Genomic DNA, 23285 nt, shown 5'->3' with positions numbered 1-23285 from the left:
CCGCTGGCAGGCCGCCATCGCGAGCAAGCTCGCTCCCACAGAAGAGCAGAGCAAAAGCAGAGCATCCCGCACCACCGCGTCGCTTCTCACCACTCATCAGGCCGAGCGTTAGCTCGCCTGCAGCTCTTGATCTTGATCCACCCGCCCCCTCGGCAGGCTGAGTGGAGGTGTTCATCCGGGGATTGGCGCGCAGCGCCGTTCGACGCAGTCGAACACATCGCATGTAGGTGCCAGCGAAGCCAACCGGAGGGCGATGCCCCCGGATGAATGCCGCAGCGAAGGAACGCCGAGCCTTAGCGAGGGGCCGTACGTAAGGGGCCAGACCTTTGGTTCCTTTGGGGCGTTTGCCAAAGGGACTCGCCGTAAGGGCGAAACCGCCAGCCGCCGTTACCGAAGAAACGGATATGTACACCGACCCCATCAACCTACAAACCAAGGCGAAACTGCTTAGGCGTAATCCCGAACTGCTTGCGAAACGCCCGAATGAAATTGCTCGGCTGCCGATACCCCAACCGCTCGGCAATCCGCTCAATCGGCTGATCCCCCGCCGTCAACCAGTGCCGCGCCAACTCCAGGCTATCGCTACGGGTGTGTTGCGCCGCAGCGGTCTGCCAGTGCCGCAACATACTCTGATGCAAAAACCCATTGGCCCCCAGCAAAGGCTCATCGAGACTGGCCGCTGGCAGGCTCAGACACGGATGTGAACCCTCCAGCACCTCGACACCCATGCTACGCAACCACTGCCCGGCAGCCTGTTGCGGCGTCAAGTGGACCGCGACGAACACCTCGGCCGGCGCGCGCCCCAAACGTCGGGCGATGTTGCGCACCAACGTCAGGGTCGCCGCATCGAGACCAAAAAAATGCGGCGGCTGGTCAACACTGCGCAAATGCAAGCGAGCCTGCCCGTCACCCTCCTCCAGTTCCGCCACTACGTAGTTGGTCACCCGCGGCAGGAAATCAGTGAAACACGCCAGGCTCGCGCGAAGGGTCGCGGCGGAGTCCAGCAGAATGTTCAAACCCCGTAACGTGGTAGTCGCCATGCCGTTGACCAGTTCGCAGCCAAACGACACCCCGGCGCCCGCACGTTCGCATTCATTCCACAGGCGTTCGACCAGGTGCGCAGGCACGTGCAGGTCCTGCCCTTCGAGCAACGACTGGCAGATGCCGGCCCGTTGCAGCAGTTGGTCCTGGCACAGTCCGGACTGCCGGGCATGGCTGAGAATGGTGCGGGTGAAGGCGCTGGAAATGAACGGTTGGCTGGTCATGGCAGGTTACGACGAGAAGACAGGCGTGTACTTATGCCAGCCCCTGTGATATCGATCCAATGCATTAAAAGTATCCGAGAAATGCAGGAGACGCATGATGGACCTACGACAACTCCGCCACCTTGTCGCCCTGGCCGATTACCGCAACTTCGGCCGTGCCGCCGAGGCGATCAACCTCAGCCAACCCGCCTTCAGTCGCAGCATCCAGACCCTGGAGCGCGACCTCGACTGCGCGCTGGTAGAACGCAGCAGCCGCGAATTCCGTCTGACTGGCCAGGGTGAACTGGTACTGCAACATGCCCGGCGCCTGCTCGCCGGCAGCCAGGCCCTGCAAAACGAACTGACGCAATACAACGGCCTGACCGGTGGCGAGTTGCACTTCGGCTGCGGCCCGTACCCGGCCCAGGTGCTGGTGCCCGAGGCGTTGGCGGAATTCATCCAGGCTCACCCGGCGATCCGCATCAGCTTCCACCAGGGCGACTGGGAGCAACTGGCGGTCTGGCTTCGCGAACAGCAGATCGAATTCCTCGTGGCCGACGCGCGGTACTTCACCGGCGACCCGCAATACCAGGTTCAGCTGTTGCGCCCTAGACGTGGTCGGTTCTTTTGCCGTGTCGGTCATCCCTTGGTGCAGCAGCAGAACCTGTCCCTGCGCGCCCTGCTCGACTACGCGGTGGTCGGCACGCGAATACCGCCGATGATCCGCAAGATCCTCGCCGACGTGCAGGGCGAGGCGGACTTCAACCCGAGCGTGGAGTGCGCGCAATTCGATGCGATCCGCCGCGTGGTGATGCGTTCCGATGCGGTGGGTATAGCCACCATGGAGGCCTTGGCCGAACTGGTGGACCAGGGCCTGATCCGGCTGCTGGAGTTTACCGACGTGCCCAAGGAGGATCCCGGCCTGCAATTGCATTACGGCATCGTCAGCCGTGCCGGGCATTCCCTGACACCGGCCGCGCTGGCGATGGTCGATGCTGTGCTGACGGTCGACCAACGTTTGCTGGCGTCGAACTAGGCGCATCTGAAACACACACAAATCCCTGTAGGAGCGAGCTTGCTCGCGATGGTGTATCAGTCGACACAGCGGTGAATGACACTCCATCGCGAGCAAGCTCGCTCCTACAGGGGTAGATCACGCGCGCCGCGCCAGCGACTGCAAGGCTCGGGGCTCACCGAGGGCGCGCAGCAGGCAGTGCATCGCCTCCTCGCGGCTGCGCTCGAAGCGATAGCGCGACTCGATGTACAGCGCCAGTTTCAATTCCACGGGTTCGTCCAGGGGCAGCGGCACGTGTTGCAGGCCCAGCACGTTGGCGACCCGGCTTGGCAGGCTGATGCCGAACGGCTGGCGATCGGCGATCAGCTTCGCGGCCAGGGTGCTTTGGGTGCTCATCGCCACATTCCGGCGCAGGCCTTTCAAGCCAAGCTGCAAGTCCACCGGGCTGAGCCCGTCGCGGCGGCTCGACACCTGGATCTGCGGCTGCTCCAGATACTCCTGCAGGGTGCGCGGCGGCTCCTTGAGCGCGGCGCCATAGGCGAACACATAATGGTCGGCGGGCAATGCCTGTTTGTGCAGGCCGGCAAGCCCGGCCAGCGGTTGGTCGAGGTCGATCAGGATATCCAGCTTGCCGCTGGCCAGGTCCTGCAAGGCGTCGCGGCGCCGGGGCTGGAAATAACGCACCTGCCAATCGGCGTGGGGCGACTCGAGCAAGGCATCGAGCAACACCGGTTGCAGGCAATCCAGACAACTGACGCGCAGCAGTGGATTGTTCTGCCGCGCGGCGGGAATCATGCGCAAGCCATCGCGCAATGACTCCAGCGCTGCACGCACGTAGTCGGCCAGACGATGGGCGACCAGTGTCGGCGTCACCCCCAGGCGACTCTTGATGAACAGCGGGTCGCCGCACAACTCGCGCAGGCGACGCAACGCATTGCTCATGGCCGGTTGCGACAGGCACATCACCTCGGCCGCACGGGTGACGCTGCGCTGCTGATAAATCGCATCGAAGGCAAGCAACAGGTTCAAATCGAGCTGGCGTAAATCAAGCATGGTCTTGCTCCGGCAAATCGCTTAACGTCGGGCAGCCTAACCAGTGTTGCGGAACAAGCTGTGAGCCCTACATGACAAAAAGCGATCAGCCACTGCGCGATCAATCGATACCCAATGCGTTCTATGCGCCGACTCTGCTGCCGGCCATCGAAGAGTTGCTGGCCCGTGGCGTGGACCGGGACAGTATCGAAGGCCTGTTTCGTCGCAGCCTGTTCGAGTTGCGCACGCCATTCATGCGCATTCCGCTATTCATGTCGCGGCGCTTCTGGGCGTTTGCCCTGGAGCAGACCGGCGACCCGCTGATCGGCCTGGCGGCTGGCCGGCGTTTCGTTTCCACCGCTACCAATGGCCTGACGTACCTGTTCGACGTGGCCGACTCACTGGACAGCGCCTGCCAGTATTTCGTGCGTTTCTTTCCGTTTTTCAACGGGCACTTCCAGGCGCGGATCGTGCGCGGCGACGACAGCGTCCAATTGCACCTGCTCGATTGCGGCAGTGTGAAAACCAGCGCGGCAACCGCCGATTACATACTCATCAGCCTGTGCAGCATGTTGCGGCGCAAATTCCTCGCCAGCGGCCTGGAGCGTGATCCGGTTCTGGGCGTCGGGCTGGTCGGCGCTTGCACGACCAATGCGCAGGAACATCAACAAGCCTTTCGCGCACCGGTGCAATGGGGGCAGGCGCAGCACTCGATCCGCCTCGATCCACAGCTGTTCGTCATCCCGTTGACGCCGGGCAATCATGAACTGGAACACACGCTGATCGAGCTGTTGGAGCAGACCCGACGCAACAGCGAACCGACCTTGCTGGAGCAAGTCTGCGACCATTTGATCGGCAACCTCGCCGAAGCCAACTGGCAGCAATTCTGTACCACCCAGCACGTGCTCGAGCGCACCGCCGCCCGACGCTTGAAGGCGTTGGGCTGGAGTTTTTCAGAGTTGCTCGACGAATACCGTCGCTACCGGGCCGAAGACTTTTTGCAGGGAACGGACCTGGAGCTGGTGGAGATTTCCGACCGCCTGGGCTACAGCGATGTGCAAAGCTTCAATCGTGCCTGCCTGCGGTGGCTGGGGTGCGCGCCGGGTGCCTGGCGAACCCGGCAAGGTCGATAAAAAACCACACGCGTGCGAACCCTAGGCGGCCCATTGAATGAACGCCCGTAGCCGCTCACAGGCGGCTGGCTGACAAAGACAGCATCATTGAATTTGCTATGACTCGACAGGCACTTGATCAATAGATTGTTGGACATTTTTTAACATTCGCATTGCGCCATCTGTGCGTAAGAACTGTCAGACGCGGTGAACACTCGTCATTAAACCGGCGGCTCAAACCTGACACCCACAAGCAGCTACAACCCTTGTATTTCAAGGCTTGCGGCAGGTTGTTGCTTTCTTGGGATTTTCGCCAAACAGTCAAAATCGGGAGTGGTGAAACCCAATAGTGATGGCAATAGCCCCACATTTGGGGGCGTCTTGCCCCTTTAACCTACCGGTTTGCCGACACGGTTTGCCGAGGCTGGTCTATACCCCCTTTTGACAGTTTTGTTTTGCAACTCTCCACCGTTTTACGAGGCACGCTGATATGGACGTGAGCGTATTTGGTACGGGCTATGTTGGCCTGATACAAGCAGCTGCATTGGCCGATGTCGGACATCGCGTCCTGTGTGTCGACATCGATCCGAACAAGATCCGACAACTGCAACAGGCCGTGCCACCGATCAGTGAGCCGGGGCTTTGCGGCACCCTTGAAGAAAACATCAAGGCTGGTCGCCTGCTCTTCACCACCCAGGCCAGCGATGCGGTAGAGCACGCCGAACTGATCTTCATCGCCGTTGGTACGCCCGCCGACGAAGACGGTTCGGCCGACCTCAGCCATGTGCTGAACGTGGCCCGGCAGATTGCCAGTTTCATGAAGGCCGACCGCACCCTGATCATCAAATCCACGGTGCCGGTAGGCACGGCGGACCAGGTCAGTGCCACTGCCATTGAAGAGTTGCAGCGCAGCGGCAAAGGTTCGCTGAAGATACGGGTGGTGTCCAACCCGGAGTTTCTCAAGGAAGGCAGTGCCCTGGCCGATTGCATGCGCCCGGACCGGATCATCGTCGGTACCGCTGACGATGAAGCCCGCAGCCAGATGAGCGAGCTCTACGCACCGTTCTGCCGCAACCACGACAAATTGATGTTCATGGACAACCGCAGCGCCGAGTTGACCAAGTACGCAGCGAACGCGATGCTGGCCACGCGCATCAGTTTCATGAACGAACTGGCCAACCTCACCGAGTTACTGGGAGCAGATATCGAAGCCGTGCGCAAAGGCATCGGTTCGGACCCGCGCATCGGTTACCACTTCATCTACCCCGGTTGCGGCTTCGGCGGTTCCTGCTTCCCCAAGGACCTGCGCGCTCTGCTGCACACCGCCGAACGCGCCGGAATGTCCCTGAAGTTGCTGCGTAGCGTGACCGACGTCAACGACCACCAGCGGCATATCCTGTTCAGCAAACTCAAGGCGCAATTTCCCGGTGGACTGGCCGGCAAGTCCATCGCCGTGTGGGGCCTGGCGTTCAAACCCAACACCGATGACATGCGCGAAGCACCGAGCCGCAACCTGATGGAGGCGCTCTGGGCCGAAGGTGCGAGCGTGCAAGCCTACGACCCGGAAGCCATGTCCGAATGCCGGCGCATTTACGGCTACCGCGACGACCTGCATCTGTGCGCCACCCGCGATGACACACTCGAAGACGCCGATGCCCTGGTGATCTGCACCGAGTGGAAGAACTTTCGCGTGGTCGACTTCGACAGGCTGGCGAGCAAACTGCGAAAACGGGTGATCGTGGACGGACGCAACCTGTACAGCCCGGAACAGGTGGCGGCCGCCGGCCTGCATTACAGTGGCATCGGCTTGCGCCGCATCACGCCCGAGGCCGTCCGTCCATGAAGATTCTCGTCACCGGAGCAGCCGGCTTCATTGGTGCCCATTGCGTGCTGCGACTGTTGCGCGATGGACACCAGGTATTCGGCCTCGACAACTTCAACAGCTACTACGATCCGCAACTCAAGCACGATCGCGTGCGTTGGGTGCAGGAGCAGGCACGCCCTTTCCCGCTCTCAATGGTTGACCTGGCCGATACACCGGCCATCGAGGCACTGTTTGCCAGGGAAAAACCGGAGATCGTGATCCACCTCGCGGCCCAGGCCGGGGTGCGTTATTCCCTGGAAAATCCCCGGGCCTACCTGGACAGCAACTTGAGCGGGTTCCTGAACATCCTCGAAAGCTGCCGCAACCACCCGGTCAAACACTTGATCTACGCTTCGTCCAGTTCGGTGTATGGCGCCAACCAGCACACACCGTACTCGGTGCACGATGGTGTGGATCATCCGCTGTCGCTGTACGCCGCGACCAAGAAGTCCAACGAATTGATGGCCCACAGTTACAGCCACCTGTTCGGTATTCCCTGCACCGGGCTGCGCTTTTTCACGGTGTACGGCCCCTGGGGACGGCCTGACATGTCGCCGATCCAGTTCGCCCGGGCCATCGCCGAAGAACGGCCACTGAAGCTGTTCAACTACGGCAAGCACCAGCGGGACTTCACCTACATCGACGACATTATCGAGAGCATCACACGCCTGATCGACCGCCCACCGCAAGCCAACGCTCAATGGGACCGCGAACAGCCAGACCCGGCCACGAGCATGGCACCCTGGCGGATTTTCAACATCGGCGGCCAGCACCCGGTAGAGCTCAAGGACTATCTGGCATTGCTGGAAAAACACATGGGGCAAAAAGTCCGGATCGAACTGCTGCCCCTGCAACCCGGCGATGTCCTCAACACCTGCGCCGATGCCAGTGAGCTGGCCCGCGCTACCGATTTCCAACCGCGTATCGAACTGGACGAGGGACTGGGGCGCTTCGTTGCCTGGTTCCGCTCTTACTACTGACTGCGTCCCCCATACCGCACACGGCTGAACTCTGCGGAGAATTTATGTCTGAACACGAAAAAAGTGTGCCACTTGGCAATTTGCGCAGAGAAAAGCGCCTGGACCCCGAACAGCGCATGCGCATGGATGCCGCGATCCACATGCAGGGTTGTGGCTGGATAACCGGTCGCGAAGGTGGCCGGCCATGGACCCTGTCGCGCACCAACCGCGTCCTGGCCTGCTTCGGCGCGCTGCTGATCCTGGTGCTGATTTCCCCGGTGCTGCTGGGGCTGGCGCTGGCCATCAAACTCACCAGCCCGGGGCCGGTGATGTTCGTGCAAAAGCGCACCGGTTACCGCGGCCGCATGTTCGGCATGTACAAATTCCGCACCATGGTCACCAACGCCGAGGAACTCAAGGAGTCCCTGCGGCACCTGAACAAGCACGGTACCGACGCCATCGATTTCAAGATCGACAAGGACCCGCGCATCACCGGTATCGGCGGCTTCCTGCGGCGCACCAGTCTCGATGAGCTGCCGAACCTGTTCAACGTGGTGACCGGCGACATGCGCCTGGTAGGCCCCAGGCCGACTTCGTTCAATGCCTACCGCTACAAGAACAAACACCTTGTGCGCCTGAGCATCTACCCCGGCATGACCGGCCTGTGGCAAATCTCCGGGCGCAGCAATATCGATTTCGACCAGCGCGTTGAGTTGGATCTCACCTACATCTCCCAGCAGAGCCCGCTGCTTGATTTGAGGATTCTGTTGAAAACCCCTTTAAAAGTTTTCAGCGGACACGGAGCGAGTTAAATGGACGGCTCAACGGCTAAAAGCCTCAGCATTGCCAGCCCGAGCGAGTCCAATCTGACATCGACCGTGCTCGACCAGAACCTGCGGATCCTTTTCCTGACCGCCGCCAACCCCGGCGCCGGCACCACCACCAGTGCCCTGGCGCTGGCCAGTCAACTGGCGAAGATGAGCAGCGGCCTGGTGCTGCTGGTGGATGCCAGCCAGTCGGCGACCAACCTCACGCAACAGTTGGGGCTGAGCAAGGAACGGGGGTTTCGCGACTTGTTGTTCAACACCCAGAGCCCGCCCTTGTTGCAGGACTGCGTGGTGGACGTCTCCAGCCTGCCCTTTCACGTTCTGCCATTCGGCCGCTACTCCCGTGGCAACGAACACCTGACACCCGAGCGCCTGAGCCCGCTGCTCGATCAACTCGGCATCCGGTACCGCTTCGTGGTGATCGACGGCGACGCGGTGTATTCGGCCTCCGACACCCTGGTCATCAGCACCCAGGTGGACGGCGTGGTCCTGGTCGTGCGCTCGGAAGACACCCGCTGGGAGGTGGCCCAGGCCGCGGCCCAGCGCTTGAGCCAGGCGGGAGCGAAGCTGGTCGGCAGCGTGTTCAACCGACGCAAGTACTACATGCCCGAATGGCTGTACAGAAACCTGTGAGCAGTCAGACAAGGATGACGCCATGAACGCCAAGATGCTTGTCCTGCTTTTGCTACCCCTTGCAGGTTGCTCCAGCACTTCCTCCGACGAATCCCAAAGCATGCCGGTGCAAATCCTCACGGCCCCACCGGCGAACGCCCAGGCCACTGACGTGCCCAAGGTCGAGCAGACCCTGCGCCCACAGGATGTGCTGGACGTGATCTTCCACATCAGCACCAGTGGCTCGGCTGCCTATCGCGTGCAGTCCGGGGACACGATCGCGCTGAACTTCACCGCCGCCAGCCAGTTCAACGGCAACCAGTTGGTGCTGCCCGATGGCACCATCGAACTGCCGGGGGCCCACACCACGGTGAAAATCGAGGGCCTGACCCGCGATGAAGCACGGGACGCGATTCAGCGCGCCTACGATCGCAAACAGCTGTTCCAGCCCAACCGCAATCAGCTGTCAGTGATGGTAGTGAGCCCGCTGGCCAATGAGTGGAACCTCAAGTCCGTGCTCAACCACCCCGGCACCGGCATGAGTCGGGAAATCACCGTGGGCACCGACGGCTACGCCAGCTTCCCGGAAATCGGTGCCGTACCGCTGCAAGGCATGACCATCAACCAGCTGGAGGCCTACCTCAATAAACGCTACGCCACCCTGCCGGGGCGCATGACCGTGGACGTGCTGCTCAAGGCCACCGCCGGCAACGAAATCTATGTACTGGGTGAAGTCGGCCAGCCGGGCTCCTACCCGATCCGCCGCCCGGTGTCGGTGCTCGAAGCCCTGACCTTGGCCCGCGGTTCCAACGTCAAGGCACGCCTGGACTCGGTGATGATCATGCGGCGCAACGGCAACCAGGTGGTCGCGCATCGTTACGACGTGGAAAAAGCCTTGTCCGGCGACGCCACCCAGATCGCCTACCTGCAAGCGGACGACATGCTGTACGTGCCCAAGACCAAACTGGCCAGCGCCGGTGAACTCGCGCGGCAACTGGCGGACGTCGTGTTGTTCCAGGGCATGGGCCTCAGCTTCAGCTACCGCGTCGACAACAAAGACGACAACAGCAACTAACTCTCAGGTGGCCAATGAATCCAAAGGAAAACTACCTGCATGAGTTCTTCAGGATCTTCTTCGCCAACAAGCAGCTGGTGAAGCGAGTTTTCCTGGTCTTTGCCGTGATCGCCGTGGTCTTGCCGCTGTTGCTCAAGCAGAGTTTCGATATCACCGCCCAGGTGATCGTGCAGTCCAAGAAAATCTCCCAGGGGGATGCCACCAGCACCCTCAATCAGGAAAACGCTTCCTTCATTCCACCGTCGCTGGCGGACATGGAGACCGAGAGCAACATCCTGCGTTCGCCGGCCTTGATCCGCCAGACCATCAGCGAGTTGCGCGATAAGGGTGAGTACACGCTACCCGTGAGCGCCTTCAACAAACTGCTGGTGCAGCCGTTCAAACGGTTTGTCACCAATCCCGTTCGCGAACACGTGACCAACCCGGTTCGCAACCTGCTCGGACTGCAGACCGATCCGGTACGCGACACCGTGCTCGATGCCCTCACGCAGCAAGCGTCCTCTGCCCTGAAGGTGGAAACCTTGCCGGGCTCCAACGTGATCTCGATCGTCTACCGCTTCCCTGACCCGGCCCAGGGCACCCGGTTCGTCACCGCCCTGCTGCAGAACTACCTGGTCAGCCGCCAGGAAATGCAATCGATCGACCTGCCGCAGAGCTTCTACGAAACCAAGAAGTTGCAGTACCAGGTGCGTCTCGATGGCCTGGAAGCCAATCGCCTGGCCTTGCTCGAAAGCATCGGTTCGTCCGACCCCAAGGAAGAAATCACGTTCCGCCTCAACGCGATCAACACCGAGGAGCAGGCGCTCAACCTGTATCAGGACCGACTGCTGCAAAGCCAGCGCTGGCTCGATTACCTGAAAACCAGCCTGGCGACCGCCAACAACGCCAGATTCACCGACTACACCTTCCCCTACACCTTCACCACCACGGTCGACAGCGTCGCTTTCGAAGACCGCGAGATCAAGCAACTGGGTGAGCAACTGACGACCCTGGTCAGCCGCTATATGGACGACCTGGCGGTCTTTCAGCCCGGCAGTGAGCCGATGCAAATGACCCGCGAGCAAATCATCCGGGCCCGTGGGCAATTCCTGAAGATTGTCAGCAACCGGATTCAGGAGCGCACCAGCGACCTGGCGACGATCAGCTCGGTCATCGAGCAGAAAACCGCGCGCATTGCCGAGTTCAAGAATCGTATCCACCAGTTGCAGGAAACCCGGAGCAAGCTGCGGCAGATGGACACCGAAATCAACGCGCTGCACAAGGCGTTCGCCACCTATGCCCAGCGCTTCGCCGAAAGCAGCACCGCGCGCGCACTGGACAACGACCTGTCCAACGCACGGGTACTCAGCCCGCCGTTCGAACCGACCGAAGCGGCGTTCCCAAAGCCGATGCTGATCATTCCGTTCGGAGTGTTCACCGGTTTGCTGCTGGCGATTGCCCTGGTCTATGTGCGTGAGTTCTTCGACCACCGCTTCAAGCACCCTGCGCAAATCACCCATGAACTGGGCTTGCCGGTGCTGCTGGTGATCAATGATCAAAGCACCCTGCCAAACAATCCGCACAAGAGCTGGAGCGTACCGGCCCTCGTACATTGGGTGCGCAATTGAACGCGCCGCTCGGCACCACCCACGACCTGCCGATCATTCATTTGCTCAGCAGCGGCGGCTTCTATGGGGCCGAGCGGATGCTGCTGGATCATTGCCTGGCGACGCCGGGGCAGCACCAGGTGCTGTTTCTCGATGCGCCGCCAGAACTGATCGCGCGATTTCGCGAGGCCGGTGTCGATTGCCTCGGCTGTGCAGGCCTGGTCGCGTTGCTGGGGCATTTGCGCCAGCGACGGAACCAGCGGCCACTGATCAATACGCACAACTTCAAGGGCCTGTTGTTCGGCTGGGTCGGCGCGACGCTGTTGCGCCTGCCACTGGTGATCACCCAGCACGGCTTCACCCCGCGCAGTCGCAAGCAGAAGTTCTACACCTGGCTGAGCCTGCAACTGTGCCGCACGGCCTCGGTGAACCGGGTGGTGTGTGTCGCCGAAAGCATTGCCGCGCTGCACCGTCAGGCCAATGTGCGCACGGACAAACTGCAGGTGATCCCCAATGGCCTGCCGGCGGCCCACGACTTGCTGCCGCACAGTGGCGAACGTCAACGCTGGCTGGCTGGTTACGTCGGGCGCCTGAGTAGCGAAAAAGGCCCTGACCTGTTTCTCGATGCGCTGATCCCGTTGTGTCAGCAGTACCCGCAACTGGACGCTGTGATGCTCGGTGACGGGCCGGAGCGCGAAAGCCTGCAGACGCGGATCGACGAGGCAGGCTTGCAGGCGCGCATCACACTGGCGGGCTACCAGACCGACATGGGCGCCTGGTGGCGGCAACTCGATGCGTTGGTGATCAGCTCGCGCACCGAAGGCACGCCCATGATTCTGCTCGAAGCGATGCAGGCCGGAGTGCCGGTGGTGGCCTTCGGCGTCGGCGGGATTCCCGATGTCTTGCAGGACCGCCACAACGGCCTGCTGGCCACGCCCACCGACAGTACCGCCCTCGCCCGCCAGATCGGCACGCTGCTGGGTGACCCGGCCCTGGCTGGGGAGTTGATCGACAACGCAAAACGTACGCAACGGGATCGCTACGACCTCAAGGTCCTGGCCGAACGCTGGTCGCAGCTTTACATCCGGACTGCACGAGAGGCACACCCGTGATTGTTCCGCTCTCGATCGTCAGTTTGCTCGGCCTGGTCTGCCTCGGTTTGCTGGCCAGCCCTTATCCGTATCTGGCGCCGGGAGCGGTACTGGGCCTGGTGGGTGTCGCGGTGCTGTACCGCAAGCCGGCCTGGGGCCTGTTGGGCATTGTCGCCATCCTGCCTTTCGAAGGTCTGTTCAAGGACAGCTCACTGTCGGGCTCCAAATTCCTCGGGGCTTCGCTGGCGCTGATCCTGATGCTGCAACTGGCGACTCACCAACTGCCGAGCGAGCGCCTGCGCAGCAATATCTGGCGTTTCCTGGTCGGGTTCATGGTGCTGTACCTGCTGAGCCTGTTGAACACCGACGACATGGGCTTCTCCCTGGGCCACCTGCGCGAATTGAGCGTCGGCCTGATTCTGTTTGTCATCACCCTGCTGGTCGGGCGTGAGTTGAACCTCGACATGTTCGCCAAACTGGTTGCCATCAGTGTCTCGGCGACCTGCGCCATGGCGATGTTCTCTGCCAAATACCAGGACGACGGCCGTGCGTCCGGGATGCTCAATGACCCGAACGACTTTGCCCTGATGATCGCCTTCGCCGTACCCATGGCGCTGTTGCTGGTGGTCCGCAGCCCGAACCGGTTGCACCGGTTGTTCTGGGGGGGCTGTACCCTCTTGCTGCTGGGCGGCATGACCAAGACCGAATCCCGTTCGGGGCTGGTGGTGTTGCTCCTCAGCCTGTTGATCGGCGCGTGGCACTACCGCGCGCAGCTGCCACATATTCGTCCACGCCACCTGGGCTTTGCCATGCTCGGCCTGGCGATTGTGATTTCGCTGGGGCTCTATGCGATGCCGGCCAGTTACGTGGAACGCATCCAGTCGCTGAGCATCCTCAGCTCCGGGGCCAAGAGTCAGGACCCGTCACTGGGCCGTCGTGCCTCCTACATTGTGGTCGGCAGCGCCATGATCGCCGAGAACCCCTTGCTTGGCACCGGCCCCGGCACGTTCCCGCTGCACTACGCTACCACCGGTTATGCCAAGACCTTTGCCATGACCGGCAAGACCGATGACCTGTACCGTCGCGCCCACAACACCTACCTGGAGATCTTCAGTGAACTGGGGATTCCCGCCGGCCTGATGTTCGTCGGCATGCTCGCCCTGGGTTTGTACAACCTGATCCGCGCCCGCCGCGCCTGGCTATTGCGAGGAACTGGGCATCAGGCTGATCTGATGACCCACCTGAGTATGAGCCTTCTGTCGTTGACGTTGTTCCTGATGTTCCTCAGCGCACCGAATCACAAGTACCTGTGGATCATGCTCGCGTTGACCAGCGTGCTGCGCACTAAAGCCGAAGAAGCCCCGCCGACGGAGGTCAGGGCATGAACCGCATCAGCATCATCATCCCGATGTACAACGAGGCCCGGCACATCGCCCGGACCCTGCAAGCGGCACGACATGCCGCCGAGGCGGCCAACGTCGAATGCGAGTTGATCGTGGTGGACAACGGCTCCGATGACCAGGGCCCGGACATTGCCCGGCAGTTCGGTGCCCAGGTGCTGGTCCTGCCCGGCCTGCTCATCGGTGCATTGCGCAATCGCGGAGCGGCGATCACCAGCGGCGAATGGCTGGCCTTTATCGATGCCGACGTCGAGATGCCCGAGAACTGGCTCAAGCTGTTGTTCGACCTCGAGTCCGGCGGCCAGGCCGATGTCATCGGCCTTGACCTGCACACCCCGGCCGAAGCGCCGTGGTACGCCGACGCCTGGCAGCGCCGCACCTTGCGTCCCGATACGCAGCCACTGCATGTCGCGCAATGGCTGCCCACTTGCAACCTGCTGATGCGCCGTCGCTGGTTCGACAAGGTCGGTGGTTTCAATGAACAACTGCGCACCGGCGAGGACAAGGAACTGACCATGCGCCTGGTCGACGCGGGCGCGAAACTAGTCGCGGTCAACCAAAGCGTGGCGCTGCATTGGGGTTACGAAAGCAGTTGGCGGGAATGGATGGGCAAGGAATTGTGGCGTCAGGGCAGTCATCTGCAACTTCTGCGCACCCATGGCCCGAGCCTGCGCTTGCTGCGCTTTCCGTTGCTGTCGATTGCCGCCTGGTTGATCGATTTCATGGCCATTTCCGCCCTGTTCGACGGGTTCCCCCATCATTCGCTGCTGATGCTGCTGCTGACCGTCCTGCCCGCCCTGGCACTGAGCCTGCGTCAGAGCGCCAGGCACCGCGACACGCTCCTGACCCTGCAACTCTGGGGCCTGCACTGGGTACGCCTGCACCTGGCGGGCGCCGGGCTCATCCTCAGCCTTTGTCATTGGAATGCCAGGAGGCCCGCCCGTGGCTGAATTCATTTTCTGGTTGTGCCTGTTGCTACCGGTTTACGCCTACCTCGGTTATCCCCTGTTATTGACGTTGCTGGCACCGTTTTACCCGGCACCGCGCCAAGGACCGGCACAACCGATGGACGTGAGCATCGTGATTGCCGCGCACAACGAAGCGCGGCATATCGAAGAAAAACTGCGCACCGTGCTGGCCCAGGATTATCAGGCCCGCTCACTGCAAATCATCCTCGCCAGTGACGGCTCGACCGATGACACCGTGGCCTGCGCTCACCGGGTCGAGGACCCGCGCATCACCGTGCTCGATCTGCCCCGCCAGGGCAAGGCGGCGACGCTCAATGCCGGGGTCGCGATCAGCAGCGGCGCGATCCTGGTGTTCACCGACGCCGACAACCAGTGGTCCACCGACACCCTCGGCCATTTGCTCGCGCCGCTCAACGACCCGCAGGTCGGTGGCTGCGCCGGGCACATGGTGATCCCGGTGACAGGAAAGGGGTTGAGCGTTGGCGACAGCCTGTATCGGCACTATGAAGGCTGGCTGCGCTACGTGGAAAATCGCACCGGCTGCATGGTCTCCGCCGACGGCGCATTGCTCGCCTTGCGCCGCGAGTTGTTCCAGAACGTGCCGGCGGAGGTCAACGACGATTTTTTTATCAGCACCTGCGCGCCGGTCGCGTTCAAGCGGATTGTCTACGTGCCCCAGGCCCGGGTAATCGACCAGGGTGTGGACGAAGCCGACAAGCAATTCCGTCGCCGTCAGCGGGTCACGGTGGGTGGCCTGCAAAGCCTGGCCCAACGCCGGGAGTTGCTGAATCCGCTGACCCACGGCCTGTATGCGATTGCCTTGATCAGCCACAAGCTGATCCGGCGGCTGGCGCCGATCCTGTTGCTGCCGTTGCTGCTGAGCAATTTCTGGCTGTGGGAGGATCACGGCTTTTATCGCCTGAGCCTGATCGCACAACTGCTCGGTTACACGATGGCCATTGCCGGCCTGCTGGATTCGCAACACCGCTTGCCCAAACCCTTTCGCCTGGCCGCGTTCCTCCTGGTGACCCTTGCCGGGATGAGCATCGGCCTGTGGCAGTTCCTGCGCGGTCAGCGTTACGCCCAATGGAACCCCGAGCAAAATCGATGAGAGGCGCGTGCCGTGGCGATCAAACAACTGTTGAAACGCACCAGTGGCTGGCTGTACCTCAACTCCCCGGTGGGGCGCAAGCAACTGCACGGCGCCGGTGTGATCCTGATGTTGCACCGGGTGCTGGCCAGCGACCAGGCCGCCGAACTGCCCCACCGCAATGAACTGTGCGTCGGGCCAAAAGCGTTTGAACATTTGCTGGTGTGGTTGAAAAAACACTTCGACTGCGTGCCGCTGATGGACATTCTGCAACCGGGTGCGCGCTCGGAGCGACCGAAAGTGGCGCTGACCTTCGACGACGGCTGGCGCGACAACGCGCTGAATGCCTTCCCGCTGCTGCAAAAACACCAGGTGCCGGCGAGCATCTTTCTGTCCACCGACTTCATCGGTAGCCGCCAGCGGTTCTGGTGGGAAAGCATCGGCGAAACCCTGTGGAACAGTCATGGCGAACAGGCACGGCAGAAACTGATCGAACGCTTGCAGCACCTGGGGCGCCCGTTGCCGACACGGTGCGATGACCCGGATCGGCAACGCCGCAGCCTGGCGTTGCTGAACTTTTTGCAGAGCCTGAAAACCCTGTCGCCGCTGGACCTCAATCGCCTGACCGACGACTGCCCGCACGAGTCGTTGCCCCAGGCGCTGGACTGGCAGCAAGTGCGCCACCTGGAAGCATCCGGCCTGGTACGCTTCGGCCCCCACGGTGCCAGCCATGCCATCCTCACCGGTCTCGACGATCAACGCCTGGATGAAGAGCTGAGCCGCAGTCGCCAGGCGCTGCTCCACGGCTGCAACCAGCCATTGCCGGTTTACTGCTACCCCAATGGCGACAACGATGCGCGGGTGCGCCAACAGGTGGCCAGGCATGACTTCCCGTTTGCCCTGGGTACCGGCACCGGCATTTATCGAGGGGCCGAAGATCCACTGGCCCTGCCACGCTTCGGCGTCAGCCAGCGTACCGCACGCAATCCCGGGTTGCTGTCCTGGCGCATCTACCGTGGTGCACGCCCATGAGCGGCAACAACTACCTCAAGCACCTGGCCCTGAGCATGGGCACCAAACTGGCGATGATCGCCCTGCGCTTGCTGCGCAACGTGTTGCTGGCGCGAATTCTCGGCCCCAGCGAACGGGGGTTGTTTGCCTTGCTCAGCGCCCTGCCCGACCTGATCAGCGCGGCCACCAGCGGCGGCTTGAATTCAGCGGTAGGCTATCAGGCGGCCAAGCAACGACCGATGGGCTTGCTGCTCAGCCAGGTGCTGCTGTTCGGTTGTCTGCTGGCGGCGTTGCTGACCTTGGCGGTGGTGGCGCTGACCCGCGAGTTCGGCAGTGAACTGGAGATCACCACGCAATTGGGCCTGCTCGCCTGGCTGTTGCTGCTGGCGGTGCCGCTGACCGTGCTCAAAAGCGGTTTGCTGACCCTGCACAACGCCTCGGGCGGCGTGGTCGCCTTCAATGCCTTGCGCCTGATCGAGTCGCTGGCGCCGCTGCTGATGTTCCTTGCCCTGTTCTGGATGTGGAAAAGCGCGGCCCTGGAAGCGGCGTTGATCAGTTGGCTGACGGGGATCAGCCTGGTGGTGCTGGCCGGTTGGGTCTGGCTCAAGCGTGAGCATCCGTTGAGCCTGCAATGGGACCGCGCCAGTCAAAACGAATTGCTGCGCTACAGCGCCCGCAGCCATCCGGACCTGCTGTTCCAGCAAATGATCCTGCGCTCCGACTTCCTGATCATCGGCGCCCTGCTCGGCACCACGGCACTGGGTCACTACGCCATGGCCAGCGCCGCCGCCGAGTTGCTGCTGATCGTTCCGGAAGCAGTGACCACGCCGCTGATGAAGCGCCTGCTGCAACAGGAAGAAGGCATCGAAAAAGTCACGCCACTGGCCTTGCGCTTGACCGCTACGGTGATGATCGGCGCTTGCCTGAGCATGGCTGTGGTGGGTGAATGGTTGATCGTGACGCTGTTTGGCGAGGCCTACCAGCCTGCATACCCGGCGTTGCTGGCGCTGCTGCCAGGCCTGTTGGGCCTGTGCTATGCGAGCATTCTGCGCCTGGACCTGCTGGGCAAAAACCGGCCCGGCACGATTTCGTTGTTGATGGGCCTCAGCGCCCTGCTCAACCTGGCGCTCAATGTGCTGCTGATCCCGACCTACGGCATCGTCGGCGCAGCAGCGGCGTCCTCTATCGCGTACCTGGCCGTGACCCTGGCGCTGTTGGTGGTGTATTGCCGGTTGAGCCACGTGCCGGTCTGGCAAACGCTCATCGTCCTGCCCGGCGACATCGCGCCGATGCTGCTGATGCTGCAACGGAAATCGGCATGAAACATCTGTTATTGCTGGTGAGTCTTGGACTCGGGCTGAGCGCCGAAGCTGCGCCCATGCGTTGGGCCGATATCCGCGACGGCAGCCTGTACCTGCAAACGGACCGCCCCGACACCCTGACCGTGCTCTGGACCCCGGTGTGGCAGGCTGAAGCCAACGAAGAACACCTCTACTTGCTCGACGGCCAGGGCAAACTCCAGAGCGAACGACTGATTGCCGCCAATGAGCCCCGCGGTAGTCAACGCTGGAACCTGGCGCCGGACGCCGCCAGTTATCGACTGGAAATTCCTGGCTACAGCTTCCGCCGTTATACGGTTGAGCACGACGACCACACCGTCGCACTGTTCGCCCCGGCCAAGGTGCATTTCAGCGCCGAGCCCCGGGACGGTGACGAGTTGTATTTCAAGGTCGCGGCCGGTGAGCACGCGGTGCTGGCCGGTAAATTCCACGGCGGCGTCGGCGCGTTGCAAGCGCAACGCGTGAGTGACGGCCAACAACTTTCACTTTCTCTAAAGCCGTACCCCGTCTATTGGCAGTTCGACAAAGTCGAGTTGCCCGTTGCAACTACCGATCAAGTCTGGCGCCTGCACCTGCGCGGTAGTGGCAAGGTCGCATTCTGGCTCGATGGCACGGCCAACCTGTTCGCCCAGAACCCGCAACAGCTCAAGCCCTTGCGCGAAGACGAAGGCCAGACCCGGCTGACGCTGCACAACGACGTGCTCGGCAAGACCCCGAACCTGGGTATCGCCCTGCCCTATGCGCAACTGCCGGATTCCGGTTTCGCCGTGCTCGATGCCCTGCAACCACAGGCCGGAACCTATTACAGCCTGGTCGACATCATGGCGACGCGGCCGCATTACGAAGACGTGTTCCGCCGGCTGTATCAGGATCGCTTGGGCATCACTCAGGACATCACCCTGCTGGCCGGCAGACAGCGCCTTGCCTACCTGCGCGCCGACACCACCAGCAACGCCGGCCTCGACGCCTGGCTCGCCGCCACACGCGCACTCGGCGGCAAGGGCACACACTACATCGGTTTTGCCGACGAACCGAACCTCAACTACCCGGACTACGCCAGCTACAAGCGCATCTTCAACAGCATGGCCTGGCAAGTGCGCAGCAACCCGGACAACGCCAAAGCCGGCGTACGCATCGCCATGCCGGCCAGCTCCCGGTTCGTCAATGGCCCGTTCGTCGACAATGCCGCCGACAAGCGCGGCATCGACTGGGCCCGACGCCTGCTGGCCGAGTCCGGCGACAAGATCGATGCGCTGGCCTGGCACGAATGGATGGTCCGCGACCTGCTGGCGACCCGTGTCTACCGCGATAGCGTACGCAAAGCGGCAGAGCTGGTGGGGTTCGACGCCCAGGGACGACCGCGCAAAGCCTTGTTGCTGGACCAGACCAACATGTCCAGCGGGGCCAGCCTCAGCCCTTACGATCAGGAAACCCACTACGCCTCGTTATGGTGGACCTCGGTCATCATCAATGCTTCCCAGGACGGCTTGCTCGATATGCTCGGCTGGTTCCAGGCTGCCGACGAACCTGAGTATCCCAAAGGTATGTTGCGCGTGCTCGGCAAGGATGAGTTCGAGCTCAAGCCCGTGGGCCTGGCGCAGCAATTTATCCGCCAGCATTGGCTACGCGATGTCATGCGCCTGGAGAACGACGCCTTCGAGGTTGACGTGCTGGCCATGTCTGCCGGGCACCAACGCAACCTGCTGGGCGTCAATAAAGGCTCACGCTTGCAGCGCGTGAGCCTGGCTGGCGCGCAATGTCCATTGCCCCATGGATCATTGCGCTATTTCGGCGCCGACAACCGCAGTCGCGACGCATCCTTCAAATGTCTGGACGGTCGCATCAGCTTCGATTTACCAGGAGAAACCCTGTTTTCCCTCAGCTGGAGCACCACATGAACGCCATTGTTTTTTTACCGCGTGGACGATTCGTCGCGCATTGAGTCACGCCACTCACGGCCAACACCGTCGGGAGTCAAAAACATGAATGCTCTGAAAAAGCTCAGCGATCACATCAAGCAAAAAGGCCTGCGCGCCACCGTCGGCAAGTTGTGGAAACACTACGTGTTTTTCCACGAAGAACTGTTGTGGATGGAACGCGACCTGGTGAGCCCGGTACCGCCACACAAGCTTCGGCCCTATTCACCGCTGCGACTGGAAACCATCACCCCACAAAACGCCGTAGCGTTCGCCAGGCACTTCGGTGATCGCGTGGGCACCATGGCCGAGTTGGCGTCCGAAGGGTACACCGGGCACATGTACCTGGATGAAAACGGCGATACCGTGGCCTTTATCTGGGGCAGCACACGCGATTATCTCGACCGTCATTACTACGGCTGCATGTTTCCGGTGAAGCCAGGCGAGTTCTTCGAGTTCGCTCTCGAGCAGATTCCTGCCTACCGGGGCACCACGCTGTCGGTCGATTTCCAGCTGAACCTGTGGAAAGCCATGGCTGATCAAGGCTGCAACAAAGTGGTGGATATCTGCGAGTCCCACAACATTCCCGCGCTCAAGCTGCACATCCGCATGGGGTATCGCGAGCAGGGACGGATCATGAACATCTACCACCTGTTCGGCTGGCGCTTCTTCCGCGAAACCCGCTACAGCGGTTCACGCCTGAATGCCTTGCGCAAACCGGCACCCTCTCCTGTTCCAGCCGAGGCGAGCTGATCTTATGTCTGCACGATTCGAATGGCGCACTTCGCTGTGCACACACGACTTTCCGGTAGAGGCTTACGAAGCGTTGCGCCAGCGCGTAACGGACCACACGCCGTTCAACACCCTGGCCTGGCTATACGCCTCGGAACTGGCACTCAAGCCCGGCGAGCAGTTGCACGTGCTGCTCGGCTGGCAGGGTGACGAACTGGCGCTGTGCCTGCCGCTGGTGGCGTCCATGGAGCGCTTTGCGCGTTTGCCGTTTCGGGTCCTGCATCATTTGGGCTATCCCCTCGCCGACCGCCTCGCACTGCTGACGAGGCTGGACGACGACAATTTACACAAGGCGCTGACGCTGATCCGTCAACGCCTGCCCCATGCCGTGCTGCAACTCAACGAACTGGCCGGTTCCACGGCCCAGGTACAGGCCCTGGCACCGTGGCAGGCGCTGAGTTCGACCGCCGAACATCGCCTGAGCTGTCGAGTACCGGTGCACCTGATCAGCGAGGCCGACCATCAGGAGGTCTCAGGTGACCCGCGCTACAAACTGCGCCGCGCACGCAAACGCATCGCCGCGTGCGGTGCCCAGGTGCGGCGGATTACTCCCGACGCCCTGACCATGGGGCCGCTGTTGCAGGAAATCAGTGAGGTCGAAGCGGTGAGCTGGAAAGGCGATGAAGGCGTCGGGATCTTTTCCGATGCGCGCCATCGCCAGTGGATGGACCGCGCCTTCACCGCCCTGGCGGCCCGCGGCCTGGTGCGCATGGTGGTGCTGGAGCTGGAGGGGCGCTGCATCAGCTATCGCCTTGGCTTGCTGGAACAGGGTCGACTGTACGACTACAATCTGGCGTTCCTGCCGCAATATGCCGACCTGGGCAGCGGCCGGGTGCTGCTCGAAGAGTGGATTCGCTGGGGCCTGGAAGACAACTGGTGCTGGATCGATGCGTCGCGGGTCAGCCTGGAAAACTCCAGCCATCAACTGCACGAACGCATGACCGGGCAACTGGAACACTGGCGCTGGAGTTTTTACTCCTGGCGTCCAGGCGGTCTGGTGCTGGGTCTGGCCTTGCGGGTCTGGCAACGCTTCAAACCCCGATTGCAGCAATGGCGCACCCGACGCGCGGCGGCCGCAGTCGCAACACCCGCGGTCCACACGCCTGCGCCTACGGAAAAACTCAAGGAGGGTGCACATGCCTCGGCAAGTGATAGTCAACGCTGACGATTTCGGCCTCAGTGCCTGCGAAAACGCGGTGATCCTTGGCGCGTTCCAGGCCGGGCTCATCAGCTCCGCCACCGCCATGGCCAACATGCCGGCGTTCGAAGCGGCCTGCGTCCTGGCCCGGCATCCATTGCTCGAAGGCCGAATCGGCCTGCACTTCAACCTGACCTACGGCCGTCCGTTGAGCCAGAGCATTGCGCAGCGCCCGACGTTTTGCGACGGGGCCGGCGTGTTCGACCTCAACCTGCCCCGCACCCACCTCTGGCTCGGGCGCCGGGATCGCAACGCCGTGCTCGAAGAACTCGAAGCCCAGTGGCAGCGCTGCCTGGACAACGGCCTGCGCCCCACCCACCTGGACTCCCATCAACACGTGCACAATATCTGGCCGATCGGCGAGATCGTCGCGCGCTTCGCCGCCCGCCAGGGGGTGCCGGTGCGTCTGGCGCGCAATCTGGGGCAAAACCTCAGCCTGCCCAAGCGCGTGTTCAAGGACCTGCTCAACCGTCGCCTGAGCAATCTGGCCGGTGCCACCGCCGACTACGTGTGCACCCCGGTGGATCTGCGCAACGCCGAGCCGCCACCCGATGGATTGCTGGAAATCGTCGCCCACCCGAACCAGCTCGGCGCCGACTTCGGCGATGCCTACCTGGAACCGGGAGAGTCATTGAGCGCGTTGCTGGAACAGCGTTTGCCGGGTGTGCCGCGGGTGGCCTATACCGCTGCGGGAGACGCCGCACCTCGCCGTGCGCAGGCCGTTCTGGAATAGCTCACCCCGCACTTGTTGGAGAGAGCCTGCTCGCGATGGGGTTGCCTACATCTTCCTCGGAAAAAACCCTCTGATCGCGGAAATGTCTGACTGCTCATCCGTATCCATTTGGATACATTCGAGCAATGAATTATCTTGTCCAGCAAACCGCTACTTTCGCAGCATGGCACGCCTCGGTTCGCGACTTGCGAGCCAGGCTAGCTATCGCTCGTCGCATTGACCGCGCATCTGCGGGTAATCTTGGCGACAACAAGCCTGTCGGTGATGGCGTTTCTGAAATGCGCGTGGACGTAGGTGCCGGATACCGGGTTTACTTTACGATGCGAGGCGGTGCCGTCATTGTCCTGCTGGCCGGAGGTGACAAGTCATCTCAAACCGCCGATATCAAACGCGCAAAAAAAATGGCAAAGGAGGTTTAAC

The 23285-nt window shown here is 62.0% G+C and carries 21 protein-coding genes; 19 read left to right on the top strand and 2 right to left on the bottom strand.

The features are described 5' to 3' along the window. Positions 1 to 425 precede the first annotated feature (425 nt). Positions 426 to 1265 (bottom strand): AraC family transcriptional regulator, encoded by an 840-nt coding sequence (locus KW840_RS16915; RefSeq protein ID WP_090456379.1) that lies wholly within the window; start codon positions 1263 to 1265, stop codon positions 426 to 428. Positions 1266 to 1359: 94 nt separating this feature from the next. On the opposite strand from KW840_RS16915, the gene KW840_RS16910 reads away from it, so the two are divergent. Next, entirely contained in the window at positions 1360 to 2280 is a 921-nt protein-coding gene (locus KW840_RS16910) for a LysR family transcriptional regulator (protein WP_256353397.1), read from the top strand. Between the two features lie 117 nt (positions 2281 to 2397). Here KW840_RS16910 and KW840_RS16905 read toward each other — a convergent pair whose 3' ends face one another. Next, complete coding sequence (locus KW840_RS16905; protein WP_159389695.1) at positions 2398 to 3312, bottom strand: LysR family transcriptional regulator; 915 nt, start codon at positions 3310 to 3312, stop codon at positions 2398 to 2400. Positions 3313 to 3383: 71 nt separating this feature from the next. Between KW840_RS16905 and KW840_RS16900 the strand changes: the two genes are divergently transcribed. The 18 genes from KW840_RS16900 (at position 3384) to KW840_RS16815 (ending at position 23284) form a co-directional block, all read left to right on the top strand. Next, complete coding sequence (locus tag KW840_RS16900; RefSeq protein WP_218496411.1) at positions 3384 to 4424, top strand: AraC family transcriptional regulator; 1041 nt, start codon at positions 3384 to 3386, stop codon at positions 4422 to 4424. Between the two features lie 469 nt (positions 4425 to 4893). Next, positions 4894 to 6246 carry a UDP-glucose/GDP-mannose dehydrogenase family protein gene (locus KW840_RS16895; protein ID WP_218496409.1) on the top strand — a complete coding sequence of 451 codons (1353 nt, stop codon included), beginning with the start codon at positions 4894 to 4896 and terminating at the stop codon, positions 6244 to 6246. Continuing rightward, positions 6243 to 7247 (top strand): NAD-dependent epimerase, encoded by a 1005-nt coding sequence (locus KW840_RS16890; protein WP_090456389.1) that lies wholly within the window; start codon positions 6243 to 6245, stop codon positions 7245 to 7247. Before KW840_RS16895 ends, KW840_RS16890 begins: the two co-directional genes overlap by 4 nt. 44 nt (positions 7248 to 7291) lie before the next feature. Then, positions 7292 to 8038, top strand: a complete 747-nt coding sequence (locus tag KW840_RS16885; protein ID WP_218496407.1) for a sugar transferase — start codon at positions 7292 to 7294, stop codon at positions 8036 to 8038. After that, positions 8039 to 8686 (top strand): CpsD/CapB family tyrosine-protein kinase, encoded by a 648-nt coding sequence (locus KW840_RS16880; protein ID WP_090456392.1) that lies wholly within the window; start codon positions 8039 to 8041, stop codon positions 8684 to 8686. 22 nt (positions 8687 to 8708) lie between these two features. Then, the gene (locus KW840_RS16875; RefSeq protein ID WP_218496405.1) at positions 8709 to 9740 is read left to right on the top strand and encodes a polysaccharide biosynthesis/export family protein; all 1032 of its coding nucleotides are present in this window, start codon (positions 8709 to 8711) and stop codon (positions 9738 to 9740) included. A gap of 14 nt (positions 9741 to 9754) precedes the next feature. Continuing rightward, positions 9755 to 11347 carry a Wzz/FepE/Etk N-terminal domain-containing protein gene (locus KW840_RS16870; protein WP_218496403.1) on the top strand — a complete coding sequence of 531 codons (1593 nt, stop codon included), beginning with the start codon at positions 9755 to 9757 and terminating at the stop codon, positions 11345 to 11347. Next, positions 11344 to 12438, top strand: a complete 1095-nt coding sequence (locus KW840_RS16865) for a glycosyltransferase family 4 protein (RefSeq protein ID WP_218496401.1) — start codon at positions 11344 to 11346, stop codon at positions 12436 to 12438. Before KW840_RS16870 ends, KW840_RS16865 begins: the two co-directional genes overlap by 4 nt. Further along, on the top strand, positions 12435 to 13802 hold the full coding sequence (locus KW840_RS16860) for an O-antigen ligase family protein (protein WP_218496399.1): 1368 nt from the start codon (positions 12435 to 12437) through the stop codon (positions 13800 to 13802). Before KW840_RS16865 ends, KW840_RS16860 begins: the two co-directional genes overlap by 4 nt. Next, the gene (locus KW840_RS16855; protein WP_218496397.1) at positions 13799 to 14767 is read left to right on the top strand and encodes a glycosyltransferase; all 969 of its coding nucleotides are present in this window, start codon (positions 13799 to 13801) and stop codon (positions 14765 to 14767) included. Before KW840_RS16860 ends, KW840_RS16855 begins: the two co-directional genes overlap by 4 nt. Next, positions 14760 to 15896 (top strand): glycosyltransferase, encoded by a 1137-nt coding sequence (locus tag KW840_RS16850; RefSeq protein ID WP_090456401.1) that lies wholly within the window; start codon positions 14760 to 14762, stop codon positions 15894 to 15896. The genes KW840_RS16855 and KW840_RS16850 overlap by 8 nt, the downstream gene beginning before the upstream one ends. Positions 15897 to 15908: 12 nt before the next feature. Further along, positions 15909 to 16907: a polysaccharide deacetylase family protein gene (locus KW840_RS16845; RefSeq protein ID WP_090457946.1), complete on the top strand. Its 999-nt coding sequence runs from the start codon at positions 15909 to 15911 to the stop codon at positions 16905 to 16907. Continuing rightward, entirely contained in the window at positions 16904 to 18208 is a 1305-nt protein-coding gene (locus KW840_RS16840) for a lipopolysaccharide biosynthesis protein (protein ID WP_090456403.1), read from the top strand. Before KW840_RS16845 ends, KW840_RS16840 begins: the two co-directional genes overlap by 4 nt. After that, positions 18205 to 20124 (top strand): hypothetical protein, encoded by a 1920-nt coding sequence (locus KW840_RS16835; RefSeq protein ID WP_218496396.1) that lies wholly within the window; start codon positions 18205 to 18207, stop codon positions 20122 to 20124. Before KW840_RS16840 ends, KW840_RS16835 begins: the two co-directional genes overlap by 4 nt. An 84-nt stretch (positions 20125 to 20208) precedes the next feature. Continuing rightward, complete coding sequence (locus KW840_RS16830) at positions 20209 to 20895, top strand: N-acetyltransferase (protein WP_218496393.1); 687 nt, start codon at positions 20209 to 20211, stop codon at positions 20893 to 20895. A gap of 4 nt (positions 20896 to 20899) precedes the next feature. After that, positions 20900 to 22099: a GNAT family N-acetyltransferase gene (locus tag KW840_RS16825; protein WP_218496390.1), complete on the top strand. Its 1200-nt coding sequence runs from the start codon at positions 20900 to 20902 to the stop codon at positions 22097 to 22099. Further along, on the top strand, positions 22071 to 22865 hold the full coding sequence (locus KW840_RS16820; protein ID WP_218496388.1) for a ChbG/HpnK family deacetylase: 795 nt from the start codon (positions 22071 to 22073) through the stop codon (positions 22863 to 22865). The genes KW840_RS16825 and KW840_RS16820 overlap by 29 nt, the downstream gene beginning before the upstream one ends. A gap of 125 nt (positions 22866 to 22990) precedes the next feature. Next, the gene (locus KW840_RS16815) at positions 22991 to 23284 is read left to right on the top strand and encodes a type II toxin-antitoxin system RelE/ParE family toxin (RefSeq protein WP_057397259.1); all 294 of its coding nucleotides are present in this window, start codon (positions 22991 to 22993) and stop codon (positions 23282 to 23284) included. The last annotated feature ends 1 nt before the right edge of the window (position 23285 follow it).

This window comes from Pseudomonas sp. PDM30 (assembly GCF_019218985.1).
Lineage (GTDB): Bacteria > Pseudomonadota > Gammaproteobacteria > Pseudomonadales > Pseudomonadaceae > Aquipseudomonas > Aquipseudomonas jessenii.
Note: the sequence above shows the minus strand (reverse complement) of the source record. Positions and strands in the feature narration are given on the sequence as shown.